The sequence below is a fragment of the Actinomadura alba genome (assembly GCF_014323705.1).
Classification (GTDB): Bacteria; Actinomycetota; Actinomycetes; order Streptosporangiales; family Streptosporangiaceae; genus Actinomadura_C; species Actinomadura_C alba.
Genome location: NZ_JABVEC010000002.1, coordinates 428,782 through 442,937, shown reverse-complemented (window position 1 = coordinate 442,937; position 14,156 = coordinate 428,782). Strand labels below are relative to the sequence as shown.

The 14,156-nt window shown below is 70.1% G+C and carries 13 protein-coding genes; 3 read left to right on the top strand and 10 right to left on the bottom strand.

The window, feature by feature from the left end:
• The first annotated feature begins 113 nt into the window (after positions 1 to 113).
• The 3 genes from ahcY (HKK74_RS05020) (at position 114) to HKK74_RS05010 (ending at position 3,792) form a co-directional block, all read left to right on the top strand.
• Positions 114 to 1,544 (top strand): adenosylhomocysteinase, encoded by a 1,431-nt coding sequence (gene ahcY / locus HKK74_RS05020; RefSeq protein ID WP_187241835.1) that lies wholly within the window; start codon positions 114 to 116, stop codon positions 1,542 to 1,544.
• Positions 1,545 to 1,687: 143 nt separating this feature from the next.
• On the top strand, positions 1,688 to 2,977 hold the full coding sequence (gene ahcY, locus HKK74_RS05015; RefSeq protein ID WP_312881254.1) for an adenosylhomocysteinase: 1,290 nt from the start codon (positions 1,688 to 1,690) through the stop codon (positions 2,975 to 2,977).
• A 233-nt stretch (positions 2,978 to 3,210) separates the two neighbouring features.
• The gene (locus HKK74_RS05010) at positions 3,211 to 3,792 is read left to right on the top strand and encodes a hypothetical protein (RefSeq protein WP_187241833.1); all 582 of its coding nucleotides are present in this window, start codon (positions 3,211 to 3,213) and stop codon (positions 3,790 to 3,792) included.
• A 133-nt stretch (positions 3,793 to 3,925) separates the two neighbouring features.
• Here HKK74_RS05010 and HKK74_RS05005 read toward each other — a convergent pair whose 3' ends face one another.
• Genes HKK74_RS05005 through HKK74_RS04960 form a run of 10 tightly spaced genes read right to left on the bottom strand, consistent with a single transcriptional unit; the run spans position 3,926 to position 14,014 of the window.
• Positions 3,926 to 5,365: an NAD-dependent succinate-semialdehyde dehydrogenase gene (locus HKK74_RS05005; protein ID WP_187241832.1), complete on the bottom strand. Its 1,440-nt coding sequence runs from the start codon at positions 5,363 to 5,365 to the stop codon at positions 3,926 to 3,928.
• 11 nt (positions 5,366 to 5,376) lie between these two features.
• Positions 5,377 to 6,531, bottom strand: coding sequence for an iron-containing alcohol dehydrogenase (locus tag HKK74_RS05000; protein ID WP_187241831.1), 1,155 nt, complete (start codon positions 6,529 to 6,531; stop codon positions 5,377 to 5,379).
• A 2-nt stretch (positions 6,532 to 6,533) separates the two neighbouring features.
• Positions 6,534 to 7,442: an NAD(P)-dependent oxidoreductase gene (locus HKK74_RS04995; protein WP_187241830.1), complete on the bottom strand. Its 909-nt coding sequence runs from the start codon at positions 7,440 to 7,442 to the stop codon at positions 6,534 to 6,536.
• Complete coding sequence (locus HKK74_RS04990; protein ID WP_187241829.1) at positions 7,439 to 8,938, bottom strand: aldehyde dehydrogenase; 1,500 nt, start codon at positions 8,936 to 8,938, stop codon at positions 7,439 to 7,441. Before HKK74_RS04990 ends, HKK74_RS04995 begins: the two co-directional genes overlap by 4 nt.
• 10 nt (positions 8,939 to 8,948) lie before the next feature.
• Entirely contained in the window at positions 8,949 to 10,058 is a 1,110-nt protein-coding gene (locus HKK74_RS39615) for a mandelate racemase/muconate lactonizing enzyme family protein (protein WP_187241828.1), read from the bottom strand.
• Positions 10,055 to 10,594, bottom strand: a complete 540-nt coding sequence (gene fae, locus HKK74_RS04980; protein ID WP_222721860.1) for a formaldehyde-activating enzyme — start codon at positions 10,592 to 10,594, stop codon at positions 10,055 to 10,057. The genes HKK74_RS39615 and fae overlap by 4 nt, the downstream gene beginning before the upstream one ends.
• Entirely contained in the window at positions 10,591 to 11,553 is a 963-nt protein-coding gene (locus HKK74_RS04975; RefSeq protein ID WP_187241827.1) for a glycine betaine ABC transporter substrate-binding protein, read from the bottom strand. The genes fae and HKK74_RS04975 overlap by 4 nt, the downstream gene beginning before the upstream one ends.
• 53 nt (positions 11,554 to 11,606) lie before the next feature.
• Entirely contained in the window at positions 11,607 to 12,395 is a 789-nt protein-coding gene (locus HKK74_RS04970; protein ID WP_312881252.1) for an ABC transporter permease, read from the bottom strand.
• Complete coding sequence (locus HKK74_RS04965) at positions 12,385 to 13,374, bottom strand: ABC transporter ATP-binding protein (protein ID WP_376771507.1); 990 nt, start codon at positions 13,372 to 13,374, stop codon at positions 12,385 to 12,387. The genes HKK74_RS04970 and HKK74_RS04965 overlap by 11 nt, the downstream gene beginning before the upstream one ends.
• Positions 13,367 to 14,014, bottom strand: a complete 648-nt coding sequence (locus HKK74_RS04960) for an ABC transporter permease (protein WP_187241826.1) — start codon at positions 14,012 to 14,014, stop codon at positions 13,367 to 13,369. The genes HKK74_RS04965 and HKK74_RS04960 overlap by 8 nt, the downstream gene beginning before the upstream one ends.
• Positions 14,015 to 14,156: the final 142 nt, after the last annotated feature.

Genomic DNA, 14,156 nt, shown 5'->3' with positions numbered 1-14,156 from the left:
AACGCGCACCCGGCCGTGCTATCGCCGCACCGGCGTGCCTAGACTCGCTGACGTAGACCGCCGGGCGAGGCGGCGGCAAAGCCCCAAAGACGCGCATCGAGGAGCCACGAACGATGGACTACAAGGTCGCCGACCTTTCACTGGCGGCGTTCGGCCGCAAGGAGATCCAGCTCGCCGAGCACGAGATGCCCGGGCTGATGTCCGTGCGTCGTGAGTTCGCCGACGCGCAGCCGCTGCGCGGCGCGAAGATCATGGGCTCACTGCACATGACGATCCAGACGGCCGTGCTCATCGAGACGCTGGTCGCGCTCGGCGCCGATGTCCGGTGGGTCAGCTGCAACATCTTCTCCACCCAGGACCACGCCGCCGCCGCGGTCGTCGTCGGCCCTCAGGGCACCGTCGAGGAGCCCAAGGGCGTTCCGGTGTTCGCATGGAAGGGCGAGACGCTCACGGAGTACTGGTGGTGCACCGACCAGGCGCTGGCCTGGCCGGACGGTAGCGGTCCCAACATGATCCTCGACGACGGCGGCGACGCCACCATGCTCGTCCACAAGGGCGCGGAGTACGAGAAGGCCGGCGCCGTGCCCTCAGCGGCCGAGGACGACCCCGAGGAGTGGGGCATCGTCCTCGAGACCCTGCGCCGCACGATCGGCGAGAGGCCGGGCCGGTGGACCGCCACCGCCGAGGAGATCAGGGGCGTGACCGAGGAGACCACGACCGGCGTGCACCGTCTGTACGAGATGGCCAAGGCCGGCACGCTCGCCTTCCCGGCGATCAACGTGAACGACTCCGTGACGAAGTCGAAGTTCGACAACAAGTACGGCTGCCGCCACTCGGTCATCGACGGGCTCAACCGGGCCACCGACGTACTGATCGGCGGCAAGGTCGCGGTCGTCTGCGGCTACGGCGACGTGGGCAAGGGCTGCGCCGACGCCCTGCGCGGGCAGGGCGCTCGCGTGATCATCACTGAGATCGACCCGATCTGCGCCCTCCAGGCGGCCATGGACGGCTTCCAGGTCACCACGCTCGAGGACGTCGTCGGGATCGCCGACATCTTCGTGACGACCACGGGCAACTTCAACATCATCCGCGCCGACCACATGGCCCAGATGAAGCACCAGGCCATCGTGAGCAACATCGGCCACTTCGACAACGAGATCGACATCGTCGGGCTGGCGAAGACCGAAGGCATCGTGAAGAACAACGTCAAGCCGCAGGTCGACGAGTGGGTCTTCCCGGACGGGCACTCCATCCTGCTGCTCGCTGAGGGCCGGCTGATGAACCTCGGCTGCGCCACGGGGCACCCGTCGTTCGTGATGTCGAACTCCTTCACCAACCAGGTCATCGCCCAGATCGAGCTCTTCACCAAGACCGAGGAGTACCCGATCGGCGTGTACGTGCTGCCCAAGCACCTCGACGAGAAGGTCGCCCGGCTGCACCTGGACGCGCTCGGCGTCAAGCTGACCGAGCTGACGAAGGAGCAGGCCGGCTACATCGGCGTCGACGTCGAGGGCCCCTACAAGCCCGACCACTACCGCTACTGAGCCCTTCCCCGCGGTGATCATGCAGTTGTTCGCGCACGGCCAAGGCGTTCGGGCCCCCGGGCGCGAACGACTGCATGATCACGGCGGTGCTGGACGGCGGGTGCCGGTCTTCGGCAGGGGCGGGGGCAAGGAGTGCTGAGGACGTGAGTGGGCAGGGCGCGTACGGCTCTAACGACCCGTACGACATCACGGACGCCGGGCTTGCCGGCGCGGGCGTCCGGCGGATCGAGTGGGCCGACCGCTCCATGCCGGTGCTGCGCCAGATCCGCGCCCGCTTCACCGAGGAGCGGCCGCTGAACGGCTTGAAGATCGCGGCCTGCATGCACGTCACCACCGAGACGGCCGGGCTGATCCGTACTCTTCAGGCCGGCGGCGCGCAGGTCGCGCTCGCCGCCTCGAACCCGCTCTCCACGCAGGACGACACCGCTGCCGCCCTGGTGGAGGAGTACGGCGCCGCCGTCTTCGCCCGGGCCGGCACCGATCGCGCGGGTTACTACCGGCACATTCACCAGGCGCTGGCGATCGAGCCGGATCTCGTGCTCGATGACGGTTGCGACCTCGTCAACACGCTGCACACCGAGCGAACCGATCTGCTCTGCACGGTGAAGGGCGGCTGCGAGGAGACCACCAGCGGGGTCATCAGGCTGCACCAGATGGCCCGTGAGGGTGTGCTGAAGTTCCCGATGGTCGCGGTGAACGACACCCACACCAACCACATGTTCGACAACCGCTACGGCACCGGGCAGTCGACGCTGGACGGCATCATCCGCGCCACGAACACGCTGCTCTCCGGAAAGACGATCGTCGTCGCCGGCTTCGGTCACTGCGGCAAGGGCGTCGCCGAGCGGGCGCGTGGAATGGGCGCCCGCGTGGTGGTCACCGAGATCGACCCGGTGAAGGCGCTCGACGCGACGCTGCAGGGCTTCCGGGTGCTGCCGATGGACGAGGCGGCGCGGCACGGTGAGGTCTTCATCACCGTGACCGGAAACCGCGAGGTGATCCGGGAGGAGCACTTCGCGGTGATGAAGGACGGCGCGATCCTTGCCAACTCCGGCCATTTCGACGTCGAGATCGACGTACGGGCGCTCGCCGAACTGGCCGTCGACGTCCACCACGGCATCCGGCCGCAGGCCGACGAGTACGCGCTCGCCGATGGCCGCCGCCTCGTCCTGCTGGCCGAGGGACGCCTGGTCAACCTGGCGGCGGCGGAGGGGCATCCCGCCGCCGTCATGGACATGTCGTTCGCCGACCAGGCGCTCACGTGCCGCTGGCTGGCGAGGTCGCACCAGGACCTCACCGCCACCGTCCACCGCGTGCCCGCCGAGATCGACACCGAGGTCGCGCGGCTCAAGCTGGACTCGATGGACATCGCGATCGACGTCCTGAGCCCGGCGCAGGAGGAGTACCTCGGCTCCTGGCGAATGGGTTCCTGAACCCTGAGCCTGGAGAAGGCGTTCAATCCTCAAGGCGGGCACCAATGGCTGGCCTATGTCCTGATCGCGACCGGCTGGATCCTCGCCACGACGATCGCCGCGGGCGTCACCCGTGTCGTCAGCCGCCAGTAGGCCGGTACGGGCGGTCTCGCCCGGCGGTCCACCCTCACGTGGAGACCTGCCTCACGAGCCCTGGATGACACAGCGACCTCGATCTCTGACAGGCTGGTCAGGTGCCGCGCGGAACGTACACGGACCCGGAGAGCGGGGCCACCGAGGTCTTCCAGTGCGCGCCCGGCGCGGGCGGCTGGCGCTATGTCGGCGAGCGCTCGGACGGCCTGCGCACGGACCTCACCGTGGACAGCCGATGGCATCAGATCCGGGTCCAGGTCGGCGCCCGCGACCTGCTCCTCCGTGGCGGACTGGTCGGCAGAGACCTGCTGTGGGTCCGGTCCGCCGGAGAGCACGGCGAAGAGCACTCGGCCGAGGCGGCGGGGTTCCTCGGCGACTCCCCCGGCTTCCTGGTGGCCGTCGCCAGGTCACTGCGGCTGGAGCCGGGTTCCCAGGGTGACGTACGACTCGTACGGCTGAGCGCGCCGGCGCTGTCCGCGCTCACGGTCACGCAACGGTGGCGGCTGACCGAGGTCACGACCTACGACACCGACCTGACGCCATTGCCGGTGGAACGCTACGAGGTCACGGACCTGGCCACCGGCGAGGCGAGCGCGGTGCACATCGCGGGCGACGTCGTGCTCGACGCGCCGGGTGTGGAGCTCACCGACCTCGAAACCCCACCCACGCTCCCGCAGCAGTGACCGGCGTGTCGGCTCGCGGTCAGGTTGCCACGTACCGCCGGGCCACTTCGTGGAAGGCTTCCTTGGGTTCCCACGCCCAGATGTCGTCGGCGCAGACCTTCACCCCGCCGACATGGACCCACGGGACACCGCGCTAAGCCTGGATGGCCAGGTACTTCACCTCGAGGTATTCGTCGATGCCCTCGAGCCCGCCCTCGCGGCCGAGGCCCGACTGTTTGATCCCGCCGAAGGGTGCGGCCGCGTTGGAGACCAGCCCCCGGTTGATGCCGACCATGCCGGCCTCCAGGGCGTCACCGACCCGCAGCGCGCGGTCGAGATCACGCGTGTAGACGAACGCCACCAGGCCGGCCGAGGTGGCGTTGGCCGCCGCCACCATGCTCTGTTCGTCGTCATAGGCGGCGATCGCGGCCACCGGGCCGAAGATCTCCTGCTGAGTGATCGGGGCGTCCTCCGGCACGCCGGTGAGCAGCGTCGGCGGATAGAAGCTCCCCGGGCCCGGTACCGGCCGACCGCCCAGACGGAGCTTGGCGCCCCGCCGCTCGGCGTCCGCTACCAGCTCCCCGACCTTGTCCCTGGCCTTCGCGTCGATCAGCGGACCCACCTGTGACCCGGGGTCGAGCCCCGGGCCGGTGCGCAGCGCGGCGAGCCGCTCGCGCAGCGCCTCGGTGAACTCGTCGGCGACAGCCGCGTGGACGAGGAATCGGTTGGCGGCCACACATGACTGGCCCGCGTTGCGCATCTTGGCCACCATGGCGCCCTCGACCGCGGCGGCCACGTCGGCGTCGTCGAGGACGAGGAACGGGGCGTTGCCGCCCAGTTCCATGGACGTCCGCAGGACGCCGGGCGCGCTCTGGGCGAGCAGGCGCCGGCCGACCTCGGTGGAGCCGGTGAACGACAGTTTGCGCAGCCGCCCGTCGGCGAGCAGAGCACCGGTGACCTCGGCAGGCGAGAGCGTCGGGATGACGTTGAAGACCCCGTCCGGAACACCGGCGTCGGCGAGCAGTTCGGCGAGCCTGAGCGCGGACAGCGGCGTGGCCTCGGCGGGCTTGAGGACCATCGTGCAACCGGCCGCCAGCGCCGGCGCCACCTTGCGGGTGACCATGGCCAGCGGGAAATTCCACGGCGTGATCAGGTAGCAGGGGCCGACCGGCTGCCGTGCCGTCACGATGCGGTAGTCACCGGTCGGGGCGACCCGGTGGTCGCCGCCGATCCGGACCGCCTCCTCGGCGAACCAGCGCAGGAAGTCGGCGGCGTACGCCACCTCGGCCCGCGACTCGGCGAGCGGCCGACCCATCTCGACGGTGGCCAGCCGGGCGAGCGACTCAGCGCGCTCGGTCATGAGCTCGAACGCCCGGCGCAGGATCTCGGCTCGGGTCCTCGGCGCGGTGGCGGCCCAGGTGGCCTGGGCGCCGGCGGCCGCGTCCAGCGCACGCACCGCGTCCGGTCCGGTGGCATCGGCCACCTCCGCGACGACCTCGCCGGTCGCCGGGTCGGTCACCTTGAAGGTGGCGGCCGCGTCGGTCCAGGCGCCGCCGATGAAAAGGCCCTGTGGGGCCTCGTCCTCGATGCTCATCTCCGTCTCCCTCAACTCGCGGCGGCGAGGATGCCGCAGATCTCGTCGGCGGTCGGGAACCGAGGCGTGTTCGCCATGACCTCGTCGTCGAGCGCGTCCTTCGCCAGCACTTCGAAGTCGTCCGCCGTAACCTCATGGTCGGCGAGCCGCCCGGTCAGCCCGACCCGGGCGCCAAGGGCCCGCACCGCGTCGATCGCGGCGTCCGCGTTCCACTCGGCCGGCTTGGCGGTGTCGCCCACGCCCAGGGCGAAGGCCACCTGAGCGGTCCGTTCGAGCCGTACGCCCAGGTTGAAGCGCAGGACGTGCGGGAGCAGCATCGTCAGGGCGACGCCGTGCACGATGCCGAACCGGCCGCCGAGGGGGTGGGCGATGCCGTGGCAGATGCCGAGCCCGGTGGCGGCCATGCCGACGCCTGCCATGTGGGCGGCGAGCAGCATCTGAGTGCGCGCCTCCAGGCTCGTGCCGTCGTCGTAGGCCGCGGGCAGATGGACGGAGACCATCCGGATCACCTGCTGCGCGATCCCGTCCGACCACGGGTTGGCGCGCACCGACGAGAACGACTCCAGCGCGTGCGTCAGCGCGTCCATGCCGGTCGCCGCGGTCGGCGCGGGCGGCAGCCCGACGGTGAGTTCCGGGTCGAGCACAGCCGCGCGCGGCAGCGTGGTGGCATGCCCGACGTAGAACTTGCGATGGGTCTCCACGTCGGTGATGACGCCGAAGGCGTTGGTCTCGGCCCCGGTACCGGCGGTGGTGGGCACGGCGAAGACCGGCAGCGCCGGCACGGTGAACTCACTCCGGTAGTCGAGGTCGCGGCCGCGTTGCGGGTTCACCGCGGCGAGCGCGATGCCCTTGGCGGCGTCCATGGCAGAGCCGCCGCCGAGCGCGACGACCGATTCGGCACCGGAGTCGCGCGCGACGGTGGCGCCGGCCGCGATGTCGTCGGTGGTGGGGTTCGCGTGCACACCGGAGAAGACGGCCACGTCCGCCGCCTTGGAGAGCGCGTCGAGAACGGCGCCGAGAACGGGCGTGGCTGCGATCCCCGGGTCGGTGACCACGATGACGCGGCGGGTCCCGGTGAGTTCGCCGAGCGTCCTCACCGCGCCGACGCCGAGGTGCGCGGCGGGCATCGAGGTGAGCGTGAGACCGCTCTCGTGCAGTAGGGACATGGTCACGCTCCCTGCGTGGTGAGACGGAGAGGGGAACCGAGCAGGTCCTCCCAGAGCTTCACGGGCGCCATCTCCCCGGCGAGGTCGCCGTAGGACCGGCGGGCCCGCCGGTAGACCTGCTCGACGAGGGCGGACAGCTCGGCGGGCACCCTGACCTCCCGCGAGAGGTCGACGGCGAGACCGAGGTCCTTGCAGGCCAGCGCTAGCGCGAACGACTCGTCGTAGTCGCCGTCCCGCAGCACCGACAGCACGTCGCGGTCGAGGAAGCCGCTCGCGGCGGGGCTGGCGAGCAGCGCGTCGCGCAGGACGCCGAGGTCGACCCCGGCGGTGGTCCCGATCGCGAGCACCTCAGTGGTGGCGACCAGGTGCGCGAACCACAGCAGGTTGATCATCAGCTTGACCGTGTAGCCCGCGCCGTGACCGCCGACCAGCATGATCTTGTCCGGGTCGCCGAGGACGTCGAGGACGGGCCGCACCCGCTCGAACACCTCTCGCTCCCCTCCGACGAAGATCTGCAGGGTGCCGCCGCGCGCTCCGGCGGCCATGCCGGAGACCGGGGCGTCGAGCACGTGCACGCCCCGCATGGCGGCCACGTTCCGGACCCGGTCGGCCACCTCGGGTACGGAGGTGGACATGTCGATCCACACCGAACCGGGAGACAGGGCGTCCAGCAGCCCGTCCGGGCCGAGGAGCACGGCCTCGACATGCCGGGGCGTGGGCAGCATCGTGATCACCACGTCACGGCCCACGCCGGTCGCCCCTGGGCCGGCGGCCCAGGCCGCGCCGAGTTCCTCATGCTCGGCGGCGGCCTCCCGCCGTATGTCGTGCACGGCCACGTCATATCCGGCCGCGAGGAGGTTGCGGCTCATGGGGCCGCCCATGTGGCCGAGGCCGATGAATCCGATCTTCACGAGTTCCCCACGTTGATCCAGGTGGTCTTGAGTGCCGAGTAGGCGTCCAGCGCGTGCAGGGACTTGTCACGTCCGCTGCCGGAGTCCTTGAAGCCCCCGAACGGTGTGATCACGTCGCTGGCGTCGAAGGTGTTGACCCAGACGGTGCCCGCCCGCAGTGCGCGCGCGACACGGTGCGCCGTGCCCAGGCGGGCGGTCCAGACGCTCGCGGCCAGCCCGTACCTCGTCCGGTTGGCCAGTCGTACGGCCTCGTCCTCGGACGTGAAGGTCGTGGTGGTCAGTACCGGGCCGAAGATCTCCTCCTGGGCGACGCGGGCGTCGTTGTCGACACCGTGCAGCACGGTGGGGGCGACGAAATAGCCGCCGGACTCGGCGCGGACTCGGTCGCCTCCGGTGACGACCTGCCCGCCCTCGTCACGGCCGAGGGCGAGGTAGCCGAGCACCCGGTCCAGCTGGGCCTGGTCCACGATGGCACCCATCTGGGTGTCCGGGTCGAGAGGGTCCCCCACCCGGATGTCCTCGGCGACCTTGACCACCCCGGCGAGCAGATCGTCCATGACCCGGGCGTCGGCCAGCAGCCTCGACCCGGCGTTGCACGTCTGCCCGGCGTTGTAGAAGATGCCCCAGGCGATCGCCGAGGCCGCCGCGTCGAGGTCTTCGGTGTCGGCGAGCACGACCTGCGGGGACTTGCCGCCCAGTTCCAGCGCGACCTGCTTGCCGTTGGACTGCGCCGAATACTCCAGGAACCGGCGGCCGGTCCCCGTGGAACCGGTGAAGGCGATCTTGTCCACCTCCTGGTGCCGACCCAGTGCGGCTCCGGCCACCGGCCCGAGACCGGGGACGACGTTGAAGACCCCGTCCGGGATTCCCGCCTCAACCGCCAGTTCGGCGAGCACCAGCGCGCTGAGGGACGACTGCTCGGCCGGCTTGAGTACCACCGAGTTGCCCATCGCCAGAGCCGGAGCGATCTTCCAGGAGGTGATCATCAATGGGTAGTTCCAGGGCACCACGGCACCGACGACCCCGAGCGGCTCGCGCGTGATCATGGCGAGCGCGTCGGCCCCGGTCGGGGCGATCTCGTCGTAGATCTTGTCGACGGCCTCGGCGTACCACTGCACGCAGTTGGCCGCGCCGGGCACGTCCACGCGCAGGGACTCGCCGATGGGCTTGCCCACGTCGAGGGTCTCGAGCAGCGCCAGCTCCTCGAGGTGCTCCCGGATCAGGGCGCTGAACCGCAGCAGCACCTTCTTGCGGTGACGCGGGCTCGCGTCCGCCCACCGGCGGTCCTCGAACGCGGTGCGGGCGGCGCGTACCGCGCGGTCCACATCCGTGTCGCCCGCGGCCGATATCCGGGCGAGTTCCCGCCCGTCGCGTGGGCCGACCGTGGCGAACGTCGCACCGTCGGCGGCGGGGACGAAGGCCCCGTCGATGAACAGCTCGTTCCGCGGTGTGACCCGCGCCGCCCGGTCGCGCCACTGTTCGTACGTGGTGACCATGGTGTCCTCCCTAACCCTCGGTCCAGCGGCGTACCGCGGCCAGGTCGATCTCGGCCCCGAGCCCGGGTCCGTCCGGTACGTGCAAGTAGCCGTCGGCGTCCACGCCGACCGGCTCGGTGAGGAAGAAGTCCCGGCGCTCCGGGGTCCAGCCCGGCGGGTCATAGGGGAACTCGACGTACGGCCCGCCGCCGACACCCGCCGCGACGTGCAGGTTCGCCAGTACGCCGAGACCGTTGCTCCACGTGTGCGGGGTGAACCAGCGGTGCTTGGCGAACGCCAGTTCGGCGATGGTACGCGCACGGAGCATGCCGACCGACAGGACGACATCCGGCTGGTAGACGTCCAGTGCGTCCGACTCCAGCAGGTTCAGCAGCTCCGGCATGGTCCGTATCATCTCGCCGCCGGCGACCCGGATGCCGGTCTGCGCCCGTACGGTCCGCACGCCGTCGATGTCGTACTGCGGCAGCGGCTCTTCCAGCCACAGCACGCCCAGGTCCGCGAGCTCGGCGGCCACCCGGCGCACCGATGCCAGGTCCAGGGCCGGTTCGATATCGCCGGACATCCGCCACGACTGGTTGAGGTCCACCATCAGCGCGATCTCGTCGCCCACCGCCGCACGGACCGCACGGACCGTCGCGATGCCCTCCGCCAGCCGCTCCCGCGCCACTCTGATCTTCATGGCGCGGAAGCCCGCCTCCACTGCGGCGAGCGCTGCCTCGGCCCGGGCGGCGGGTGGTTTCAGCTCCCCGAAGGAGGCGTAGGCGGGCAGCCGATCGGTCGCGCCTCCGAACAGGCCGGCGACCGGCCGCCCGGACACCTTGCCGATGATGTCCCAGAGCGCGGCCTCGAGCGGCCAGTAGCGGCCCGCGTGGAAGTTGACCGTCTCCAGCGTCTTGACGTGGTTCACGATGGCGAGCGGATCCCGGCCGAGGAACAGGTGCTCGTGTGCCTCGAAGCCGGCCATCGTGTCGCCTGAGCCGTAACCGAGCACGCCCTCGTCGGTCTCGACGGTGACAAGCGTGGCGTCGAACGAGGTACGCGGCACCGGATCCCAGGCCGCGTCGAACGGCGGTTCCAGCGGCAGCCGCATCCGGTCCAGGCGAATGGCAGTGATCTTCACACGTCCCCCGGGGGTGTATAGAACGGGTTCACCGGCGCGTGCCGTGCGCCCAGCGCCTCACCGGCGGACGGCAGCCCGGCCGCTCCGGCGCGCAGTGCGGACGCCGTGGCCGAGCGGTTGTTGGCGTAGACCAGTTCGGCGTCGGCGGCCTCCGGATTGACCCAAACCGCGGCGATGAGCACCAGTTCGTCGACCGCATCCGCGGGCACCACTCCCTCGGCCACCGCGTCCATGACGCCGACCGCCACTCCGGCCTGGGCCGCTCCCCAGGTCAGGTCGGCGTGGGTCGTGGTCTCGACGGCCGCCTTGTTGACGAACAGCGTCATCGGCTTGGCCGGCAACCCGGGCCGCAGTACGGCGACGAACGGCACGTGCCCCGCGCGGGGGGTGGCGAGGGCGGTGGCCCAGGCGGTTCCTGCGGGCCCGGTCCGGGAACCGAGGACGGTGTTGACGTGCGCGGCCTCCGCACCCTCTCCTACGAAGCTCTCGCCGATCTGCATGCCGATGACCTGACTCCCGTGTTCCGCGTCGCTCACTTGACGAATCCCTGCTCCTTGAGCCAGTCATGGGCGACGGTCTCGGGCTCCAGCCCGTCCGCGTCGACCTTGGCGTTGAGCTGCCGCATGACGTCGTCGGTCAGCTTGGCCGCGACCGGCTCGAGATACTGCTGGATCTGTGGATACTTGGTGCTGGTGTCCTGCCGCAGGGTGAGCGCGGCGTTGTAGACCGGGAAGAACTTCTTGTCGTCCTGCAGCACGGTCAGCCCCATGGACGCGATCCGCCCGTCGGTGGCGAAGACCTCGCCGAAGTTGCAGGTCTGGCCCTTCTGGGTCTCGCTGTAGATGACGCCGGTGTCCAGGGACTTGACGTTGGACTTCGGCACGTTGATGCCGTACGCCTCGGTCACGCCGGGCCAGCCGTCGTCGCGGGTCGAGAACTCGCTCTCGATGCAGAACGTGGCCTCGTTCGGCTTGGCCTGCGCCAGGGCCGTCAGGTCGGACAGCTTGGTGACGCCGAGGGCGGCCGCCTTGTCCTTGCGGATCGCGAAGGCGTAGGTGTTGTTCAGCGGGGCCGGCTTACCCCAGACGATCTGGTTCTTGGCCAGGTCCTCCTTGGCGACCGCATCGTACTGTCCCTGCGCGTCCGGAATCGGCTTGGTGTGCTTCAGGTAGGTCACCCAGCCGGTGCCGGTGTACTCCCAGTACATGTCGATGTTCTTCGAGGTCAGCGCGGTGCGCGTGTTGGTCGAACCCTTGATGTTGGTCTTGTCGTTGACAGTGGCGCCGTGAGCTCGCAACAGGCTGATGGTGATCTCGCCGAGGATGATCGACTCGGAGAAGTCCTTGGACCCGACCGTGAAGGTCGCGCCCTTGAGCTCCTGGCCGAGGCTGCCCTGCTTGACCGTGGTGCCCGACGAGCCGCAACCGGCGAGCATGGCACCGCTCAGCAGAGCCGCGGTACCGGCCGCGAGGGCCCGTCCGGGAAGGGTGAACATGATGGAACTCCGGTTCGTGAGAGGGGTGGGGTGATGAGAGGGGTACCGGGGCTTCAGACGCCCTTGGGCCGCAGCAGGTCCTCGGTGACGGCGCCGACCCAGTCGACGAGGAAGGCGATGCAGGCGGTGAGGACACTGCCGGTGAGCAGGACCGGCGTCCGGTTGAGCTTGATGCCGTTGACGATGATGTCGCCGAGCCCGCCCGCGTTGACGAAGGCGGCCAGCGTGGCCACTCCGACCGCCATGACGAGCGAGGTGCGCAGGCCCGCGAGGATCACCGGGATCGCCATCTTCAACTCGACCCGCAGCAGCACCTGAGTGCGCGTCATGCCCATTCCGCGGGCCGCCTCGACCAGCGCCCGGTCGACCTGCTGGACACCGACGATGGTGTTGCGCAGGACCGGTAGCACGGCGTAGGCGACCAGCCCGATCATCGCTATCCGGAAGCCCACCCCGAACTTGATGGTCAGCAGGACCAGCAGGCCGATGGCCGGCGTGGCCTGCCCCAGGTTGGCCAGGGCGAGAACCGGAGGGCTCAGCCAGCGCGCCCCGGGGCGCGAGAGCACGACTCCCAGGGGAATCGCCGTCACCACGACCAGCAGCACGGCCAGTGCGGTGAGCTTGAGATGTTCCGCCACCCGGGCGGTGAGGTAGTCGGCGTTCAGGGTGCGCCGCTCGATCGAGTCCAGCTCCTGGCCGGACACCCACAGGTACAGCGCGCCGAGCACCACGGTCAGGACCAGCGGGGTGAGGAGGTACCGCAACATCGCGCGCCGAGGGTTCGCGGCGCGCTCGGTCCGTGGCGCCGGAACGGCCGCCGCGGTGGCCGGTTCAGCGAGCACCGGGGACCTCCTCCCGCTCGCGGGCCGGTTCCGCTGCCGCGCAGATGGCCGCGTACGTCAGTACCCCGCCGTCGCAGGCGACCTGCTGCGTGCTGTGCGAGACCATGACGTCGAGGGCCTCGCGCAGGGTCGCGGTGGCGCTCACCCGCGGAAGGCCGTCGACCTCCGCGGCAGGGTCCGCCGCCAGGTCCCCCACGCTGATCAGCGCGAGCCGCTTGAGCGTGGAGTCCCCGCCGATGAAGCTCGCGACGTAGTCGTCCGCCGGGTCGGCGAGGATACGTGCCGGGGTGTCGTACTGCGCGATCCGGGAACGCTCGCGGAACACGGCGATCCGGTCGCCCAGCCTCAGGGCCTCCTCGAAGTCGTGCGTCACGAAGATGATTGTTTTGCGCAACTCGCGCTGCAGCCGCAGGAACTCGTTCTGCAGGCGTTCGCGGGTGATCGGGTCGGTGGCACCGAACGGCTCGTCCATGAGCATGACCGGCGGATCCGCGGCGAGCGCCCGTGCGACACCGACCCGCTGCTGCTGACCTCCCGACAGCCGGCGGGGATGGCGCCCGGCGAACTGGGCCGGGTCGAGGCCGACGAGATTCAGCAGCTCATCCACCCTGGCCGTGACCTTGGCCTTCGGCCAGCCCAGGAGTTTGGGTACCAGCGCGACGTTCTGCGCAACGGTGAGATGCGGGAACAGGCCGATCTGCTGGATGACATAGCCGATGCGGCGGCGCAGTTGGTCCGGCGGCATGCCGAGAACGTCCTCGCCCCCGATCCGGATGGAACCCGACGTCGGCTCGATCAACCGGTTGATCATCTTCATCGTCGTGGTCTTGCCGCAGCCGGACGGACCCACGAAGACGACCAGTTCGCCGGCCGGAATGGCCATCGTGACGTTGTCGACGGCGGGTACCTCCTGGCCGGGGTACCGCTTGGTGAGCCCGTCCAGTTCGATGCGCACGCCATCACTGATGTCGTCAGGCACGGAGCCCCCTCGGGGTGGTGAGCAGGCGGACAACGAGATAGAAGAGGTCGAAGGCGAGGGCGAGGACGACCACGCCGAGGGTTCCCGCCAGCGCGGCGTTCAAGGCGTTCACCGAGCCGAGCCGCGCGAGCCCGTCGAAGATCTGGTTGCCGAGGCCGGGGCCGGCGACGTAGGCGGCGATCGCCGCGATACCAATGATCATCTGGGTGGACACGCGGATCCCGGCGAGGATCACCGGCCAGGCGAGCGGCAGCTGGACCCTCGCCATCACGCGTGCGGCGCTCATGCCCATCCCGCGGCCGGCCTCCACCACCGCCGGGTCGACGGCCCGCAGTCCCACGATCGTGTTCCGGACGATGGGCAGCAGGGAGTACATCACCAGCGCCACCAGCGTCGGGCCCCAGCCGAGTCCGAGGAAGGGGATGAGCAGGCCGAGCAGCGCGAAGGACGGGATCGTGAGGAAGCCGGCGGTGGCCGCGGTGGCCAGCCCGGCGAGACGCGGCCTGCGGTAGGTCAGGACACCCACCCCGACGCCGATGAGCGTTGCCATGAGAATCGACAGCGCGACGACGAGTGCGTGCTGGCCGGCCGCCTGGGTCAGCTCGTCCCAGCGCGACGACACGTACTCGCTGAGGGTCATGTGACACCCCCGCCCTTCGATCGGACGTTACGGCCGGTCTTTATTCCGCCCGTTTGTGCATGAACCGTAAAGCGGAGTTCTCATCAGTGCAATACTTCTTGCAATCACCGCAACAGCGATCACGTCAGTCCCGGGAGCGCGT